At 48.0% G+C, this 6,854-nt stretch carries 6 protein-coding genes; all 6 read left to right on the top strand.

What is annotated here, in order from left to right:
* The coding region (locus GXO76_03960; protein NOY77007.1) for an HlyD family efflux transporter periplasmic adaptor subunit at nt 1-1,131 on the top strand (1,131 nt) is incomplete at its 5' end.
* Nucleotides 1,128-2,438, top strand: coding sequence for an efflux RND transporter periplasmic adaptor subunit (locus GXO76_03955; GenBank protein NOY77006.1), 1,311 nt, complete (start codon nt 1,128-1,130; stop codon nt 2,436-2,438). The genes GXO76_03960 and GXO76_03955, both read left to right, overlap by 4 nt.
* Nucleotides 2,439-2,659: 221 nt before the next feature.
* Nucleotides 2,660-3,892, top strand: coding sequence for an FtsX-like permease family protein (locus GXO76_03950; protein NOY77005.1), 1,233 nt, complete (start codon nt 2,660-2,662; stop codon nt 3,890-3,892).
* Between the two features lie 72 nt (nt 3,893-3,964).
* Complete coding sequence (locus GXO76_03945; GenBank protein NOY77004.1) at nt 3,965-5,482, top strand: TolC family protein; 1,518 nt, start codon at nt 3,965-3,967, stop codon at nt 5,480-5,482.
* Between the two features lie 209 nt (nt 5,483-5,691).
* A complete protein-coding gene (locus tag GXO76_03940; GenBank protein NOY77003.1) occupies nt 5,692-6,327 on the top strand; it encodes a lysoplasmalogenase in 636 nt (211 codons plus the stop codon).
* A gap of 114 nt (nt 6,328-6,441) precedes the next feature.
* Nucleotides 6,442-6,854 (top strand): AMP-binding protein (locus tag GXO76_03935; protein ID NOY77002.1); only part of this gene is annotated, 413 nt, incomplete at its 3' end.

The raw sequence follows: 6,854 nt of genomic DNA, 5'->3' as shown, positions 1-6,854 counted from the left end.
ATGGAACAACTGCGCGATCAACTGAAACTTGCCGAATACAATCTCGAGGCCGCTAAACTGAGAGTTCAAAATTCCCGATTCGAATCCGACGTCACCCAAAAGCAGGCTGCTATTAATCTGAAACAGACCCAAATCCAATTGGAACAGGCTCGCCAATCCATTAACAATCAGAAGATTATTCAGAAGGCCAATTTAATGCAAATGAATTTGCAGGTAGCCAATATCCGATCCGAGATACAGGATATTCGAAACCGGATTAATCGATTCGTTCTCCTGGCACCTGCCCCGGGGATGGTTGTTTACGGAGAGGCCTGGTTCGGCGGGACCTCGCGAAAAATTCGCGTGGGGGACAAAGTACGTCCCGGGCAGGAACTAATTCGGATTCCCAATTTGGATTTCATCGAATCTGTTGTGTATGTCAACGAGGTGGACATTCAGCTTATAAAGCCCGGTCAGCGCGCACAGCTCTGGCTGGAAGCCCATCCGCACCGGATTTATCACGGTTTGGTTACAAGCATCAGTAAAATCTCACAACCCGAAAATTTTGTTCGCGGCCAAATCTGGGATCAACCCTCGAGCATTCATGTGTTTCCGGCGCACGTGAAAATTACGAATCCGGATTCGAGTTTGAAACCCGGAATGACCATCAAAACCCGGGTGCTTCTGGACACCATTCCCAATGCACTCCTTATTCCGACAACGGCTGTGGGAGAAATCAACGGGAAGCCTTTCGTTTTTACCAAGAAAGGGAAACGGGCGGTCCGCCTGGGAAAGCGAAATGATTGTGATGTGATCGTCCTGAAGGGTCTGTCTGAAAAAGATTTTGTTCAGGATCCGCCTCCGTTAGACAGGATGGCCCCTTTGGGTCGCCTCGCCTTTTATGAGGCTCATCTTGCAAAAGCCGATTCCTTAAGCCGGCAAATTGACCGCATGCAGAAGCGGGGATTCACCTACGATTATGAGGCCAATCGCGGGAAAACGCCCGAACCGGCACCTGTGAAAAAACTGACAAAGGGGGGTTCCCTTCCTCCACAAATTCAACGCATGTTGAAGTCCCAGTCCGCCAAACAGGCCAAAACGGGTAAGAAAAAATTATCCACCAAACCAAAGGAACAAAAGGAACGCGAATGAAAATTTCCTGGAAATCGAAATCCATTCGGTACGGGGGACTCTCTGTGGTTATCATCATTGGTCTGATTTTAGTCTGGAAATTATCGTTCTCCACCAACGCTCTCCCTTCGTTTACCGTTCAACAGGGAGATTTTCTCATCCCGATTACCACAACGGGCGAATTACGAGCCGTCAACTCCATTTCAATCACCGTGCCGCGGGCGCGGGGATACTCCATCCGCATTACGCGGCTGGTTCCGGAGGGAACGGTGGTTAAAAAGGGGGATTTTTTGGTTCAATTCGACACCAGTGAAATTACAGAAACAATTCACAAGCGCGAGAATGATCTTAAAAATGCCATTGCCGAACTGAACAAATTAAAAGCCAACATCGAATCGACCCGAAGGGATCTGGAAAGCCAGCTGGAAATGCAGAAATACTCCTACGAACAAGCCAAGCTTCAGCTTAAGAAAATGGAATTTGAATCGGACGCCCGGCGAAAGGAAGAAGAATTGTCCATGAAAAAGGCCGAAATTGCCCTGAATCAGGCCAAATACAAACTGCTCGCACAAAAGGCCATCGACAAGGCCTCTCTTCAGAAGGCCCAACTGGCGGTTGATCAGGCGCGTTCCAATCTGAAAGCGGCCCAAAAAAATCTCAAGGACATGACCATCCTTTCGCCCGCCAACGGAATGGTGGTTTACAATCTGATTTGGGGCTCGTCCGGGCTTCAAAAAGTTAAAGTCGGAGACACCCCCTGGTACGGCCAGGCCATTCTCGAAATACCTGATTTGAGTAAAATGTACGTTAAGACAAAGGTTAACGAGGTTGACATTGACCGGATTCGGAAGGGTCAGTTGGTCAGCGTAACCGTTGATGCCGTTCCCGGGCTGAAATTATCCGGAAAGGTCAGCAGCATTGCGGCCCTGGCCCATAACGACCGTGCCACCAACACCAAGGTTTTTGATGTGAACGTCTCTCTGGATTCCACAACCCAGCAGCTAAAGCCCGGCATGACGGCCACCTGTAAAATCATTACGGACCGCCGAAAAAATGTCATCTCTGTTCCCCTTGAATCTGTTTTCGAAAAGGATGGAAAAACCGTTGTTTATGTGCTGACCCCCAAACCCAAAGTACGTGAGGTTGAAACCGGGGAAAAGAATGAGGATTTTATCATCATTAAAAAGGGACTAAAACCCGGAGAAAAGGTTTCACTCTGGGATCCCACAAAACCCTTTCATGAGATGGGAAAAGAGCTGCCCTCGGAATCCAAACCGAAAACCAAAAAGAGGGGCGGCTCGGTGCGGCGAATGATTATCGTGGGATAAATGTTAATGTCCTGGTTTGAAAATGGGACACCGCTTGTTTTGAACCCACCCCCTGTCTCGGGGAGGGTCAGGAGGAATAGATTTTAATGAAGCGGGACTAAATAATTAAACCGGCCATTATTTAAAGATTTTTTAAACAGGATTCGTTTATGCAATGCCCGCAAAAATTCCAGCGGAACGTTATTTTTTCAGTTTGATTGACTAATTGGGACGACTAAAAAATGGATTTCAAAGAGAGTGTTGAAATTGGAACAGCCGGCTTGCTGGCCCACAAACTGCGCTCATTTCTGACCATTTTGGGAATTATTTTTGGCGTGGCAGCGGTGATTGGAATGCTTTCCATCGGCGAGGGCGCCAAGCAGGAAGCCTTGCAGCAAATCTCGCAGCTCGGTATTCAGAACATTCTGATCAAGAGCAAACCGATCGTCGAGGGAAGTTCCTCCAACAATCAGGGCGTGCTCAAGAGTCCGGGACTTTCATCGGACGACGGGTGGGCGCTTCTTAAAACCAACCCTCTGATTGAAGATTTTCTTCCGCTCATTCAGGAGGAAGAAAAAGCAACAAGCGGCTCCGAACATTCTCAGGCGAATGTGATCGGGACGTTCCCTAACTACGCTCAAATGATGGGTGTGGCACTTGCCCGGGGCGGATTTTTCAATTACTGGGATGAGAAAGAGGCCCGAAAAGTCTGCGTACTGGGAGACGGTATTCGGAAAAAATTATTCTATTTCCAAAATCCCGTAGGAAAACAAATCAAAATCAACGATCTGTGGTTTACGGTCATTGGTACGTTTCCTCCGCGGCTTCAAGGCAGCGGAAGTTTCAAGAGCTTCCGCGACATGAACAACGATATCTACATTCCATTTCAGACGGCTCGAAAACGGTTCTACAGAAAATTGAAACAGGGGCAACTGGATTGGCTGGTTGTTCGGGTAAAGGACCCCGATCGCATTCAGGAAGCCGCCAATCTGTTGGATATTCAGCTTAAAAAACGGCATAAAAATCAGGATGATTTTCAAATTGTGGTGCCGGAGGCGTTGGTTCGTCAGCGCCAAAAAACCCAGCGTATTTTTAATATTGTGATGGGTGCCATTGCCGGCATTTCCCTTTTGGTCGGCGGAATCGGCATTATGAACATCATGCTGGCATCGGTAATGGAGCGGACGCGTGAAATCGGTATCCGCCGTGCCGTGGGCGCCACCCGGCGCGACATCCTGATTCAATTTATGGTGGAAGCCATTATTCTGAGCGCAATCGGTGGTTTTCTGGGAATCTTTCTGGGATTTGTTCTCACAAAAATCATTACCCTTTATGCCTCCTGGCGGACGATCATTTCCCCGGGAAGCGTTGTACTGGCCTTTGGCGTCTCTGCCGCGGTGGGAATTTTATTCGGAATTTTCCCCGCACGAAAAGCCGCTCTTCTGGACCCCATTGAATCTCTGCGATACGAGTAGTGCAGAGAGAGAATGAAATGGGCGTTCACCGTGTTCGACAGGATTGACAGGATTAAATCAGGAGGTTTGATTGTGGGCCGATTCGCAAAGCTTTCTTTTCCATTTCTCCTAATCTTTTTTGATGTCTTGCTCGCAAACCCTTTACATTCTCAAAATGTCCGCAGCCTGACATTGGAAGAGGCGATTTCAATTGCGCGGAAGAAAAGTTACCAGATGCAAACCCTCTACGAAAATCTGAAATCTGCCGAAGAAAATTTAAAAGCAGCCAAAGGACAATTTAAAACCAACGCTCACCTGAACCTTTCATCACCGGATTTTCGCCAACAGGTTTCGGAAATTCCCGTACCCAACGGACTTCCCGTTTACAACACAACCGGAACTCTGCTCTACCAGACCAATCTGACCGTCAACCAGCCGCTTCCTACAAACGGATTTTTCTCTCTGCGTTCCAGTCTGTTCCAGGAGCAGGTATCGACCTATGTGGCTCTGAATCAACAAACCTTCAAACGAAAGGATTTTTACACGTCCGTTAGCCTGCAATTTCAGCAGCCTCTTTTTACTCTGAACACACTGAAGGTGGGACTCAAGAAGGCAAAACTCAATTACGAAACCGCCCGGCTTCGCTACAAACAGGAAACGGCCAATATGGTTTACAACGTCACGCAAGGGTTTTACAACCTTTACCAGGCCGAGCGACTGCTGGAAATTGCAAAAGAAGAAGTCAAAGAGCGCGAAGATGCGTACACACTGGCTCAGAATAAATTCAAGGCGGGATTGATTCCCGAAGTGGAAGCCATGCAGTTGGGGGTCGATTTGGCCCAGAGCAAGAATAATTTGATGGTGGCCCGGGGGAATCACCAACGGCTGTCGGACAGTTTTAAACAGTTGATCGGCCTGCCACTGGACGAACCCATTCGCCTGATTCCCAATCTTTCTTACAAAGAAATACACATTTCGCTTTCAGATGCCATTGCGCGCGCATTGAAAAACCGGCCGGAAATTCAAGAGCAGAAAATCCAGGTGGAACTGGCCAAAATTCACATTCGGGAGGTAGACAGCCAATCGGAGGTCAAGGGAATGTTCTCCGCCTACTACAATCTGACGGGCATTAGTGATCCTTCCCTTCCTTTTTCCACACGCCCCTACGACTTATTCCAATCCAGCACGGCCGATATGAAAACACGTCCCAGAAACAAGGGCGTTTCCTTCACCCTGAGCATTCCTCTCTGGGATTGGGGCGTCAATCGGGCCCAGGTCAATTCCGCCCGGGCAGCCTTGAAAATGGCCGAACTGGATCAGAAGAATCAGGAGGTTTCCATCCGCCGGCAAATTCGCGCCCTGGTCGGCCGGGTTCAGGAAGCCCTGGATCGCCTGCAGATTCTGGACAAAAATCGGGAGGTGGCCCGAAAAAGCTTTCAAATTAGTCTGGCCCGATTTGAAAACGGAGAAATTACCAGTCAGGAGCTGGCTCGTGTTCAGGATCAGTTGAGTCAGGCGGCTGTTAATTACCTTTCGGCCTTTATTGCGTACAAATTGGCCCTGGCCGATTTGGAGAGAAATACCCTTTACAATTACGAAGAAGAAAAATAGCCCATGCATTGACACAAAATTTTTTTATTCGTGATCTTTCGTGCAAATTTTTGGGAGAAGAAATAGCCCACGAATTGACACGAATAGTTTCTATTCGTGATCATTCGTGCAAATTCGTGGGAAAAGAAGCATCCACAAATTGACGTTGCATTTGCGCACTCGCGGCCTTTTTCTTCAAATTCATTCGTGGGAAAAAAAGGAGCCCATCCATGTTAATTCTTTTACTGACCATTTTGATTGCTGTTTCAGCCGTTCTGGCTATTTTAACGGATTATTCGGGCCCTCGCATCGGGCACTATATTTTTAAGCCCCTCACCACAACGGCCATTTTTGTGCTGGCCCTCTATCTGGGATGGCACCAGCACACCTGGTATCGGACAGCCATTCTCATCGGCCTTCTTTTTTCCCTGGCCGGCGATATATTTTTGATGCTTCCAAAAGACCGCTTCCTTCCGGGATTGGTGAGTTTTCTCATTGCACATCTCTTCTATATTTCCGCCTTTACGGCGGGAAGAGGATTCGGCTTTACCTGGTGGCTGTTCCTGATAGTCCTCATTTACGGAATGAGCATTTTTTTCTATCTGAAAAAAGACCTTGGATCATTCACGGTCCCGGTACTCGTTTACGTGATGGTCATTCTCACCATGGTCTGGCAGGCCGGCGAAAACTGGCTGGCCACTCCAAAAACCGCCTTTCTCTTTGCTTTTGCAGGAGCCTTTCTTTTTGCACTTTCTGATTCCACATTGGCTGTCAACCGCTTCCGAAAAAAATTCCCGGCCGCGCGGGCACTCGTGTTGGGGTCGTACTTTCTCGCCCAGTGGCTGATTGCCCTGTCGCTCCGGTAAACTACGCCGCCTTTGCCCAATTTTTATTAAAATCTGCCTTTGCATTTTTTATTTTTTTTGCGTAAATTGTTTTTCCTGAAAAATAAATCAAACTGAAAAAGGGTGGATTTAAAGATGAAATTCGGACTGACGCGCACCACACTGGATGAATTTTTTGACCGGGTTATCGAAAAATATGCGACCCGCCCCTCTCTTGCTTTCGTCGGGGAAACCCCCTTTACCTACGCCGAGCTGGGCCGTCGGGTAAAAACGATTCAGAACCTGCTGACTAAACTGGATATTCAAAAAGGCGACCCGATTGTGCTTCTTGGAAATTCATCACCCAATTGGGCTACGGCCTTTCTGGCCATTATGACCCGGGGCGCCGTGGCGGTTCCAATCCTGGAGGGTTTTCCTGAAACAGACATCGACCACATTATTCGCCATTCGGAAGCTAAAGCCGTGTTTATTGAGGAAGATTACGCCAACAGTCTCACATTACCCTCTCTCGAAAGAATTGAACACGTTGTAAATTTGACGGACTTTTC

The organism is Calditrichota bacterium (assembly GCA_013151735.1).
Taxonomy (GTDB): domain Bacteria; phylum Zhuqueibacterota; class JdFR-76; order JdFR-76; family BMS3Abin05; genus BMS3Abin05.
This window is presented reverse-complemented; position numbering and strand designations above follow the sequence as displayed.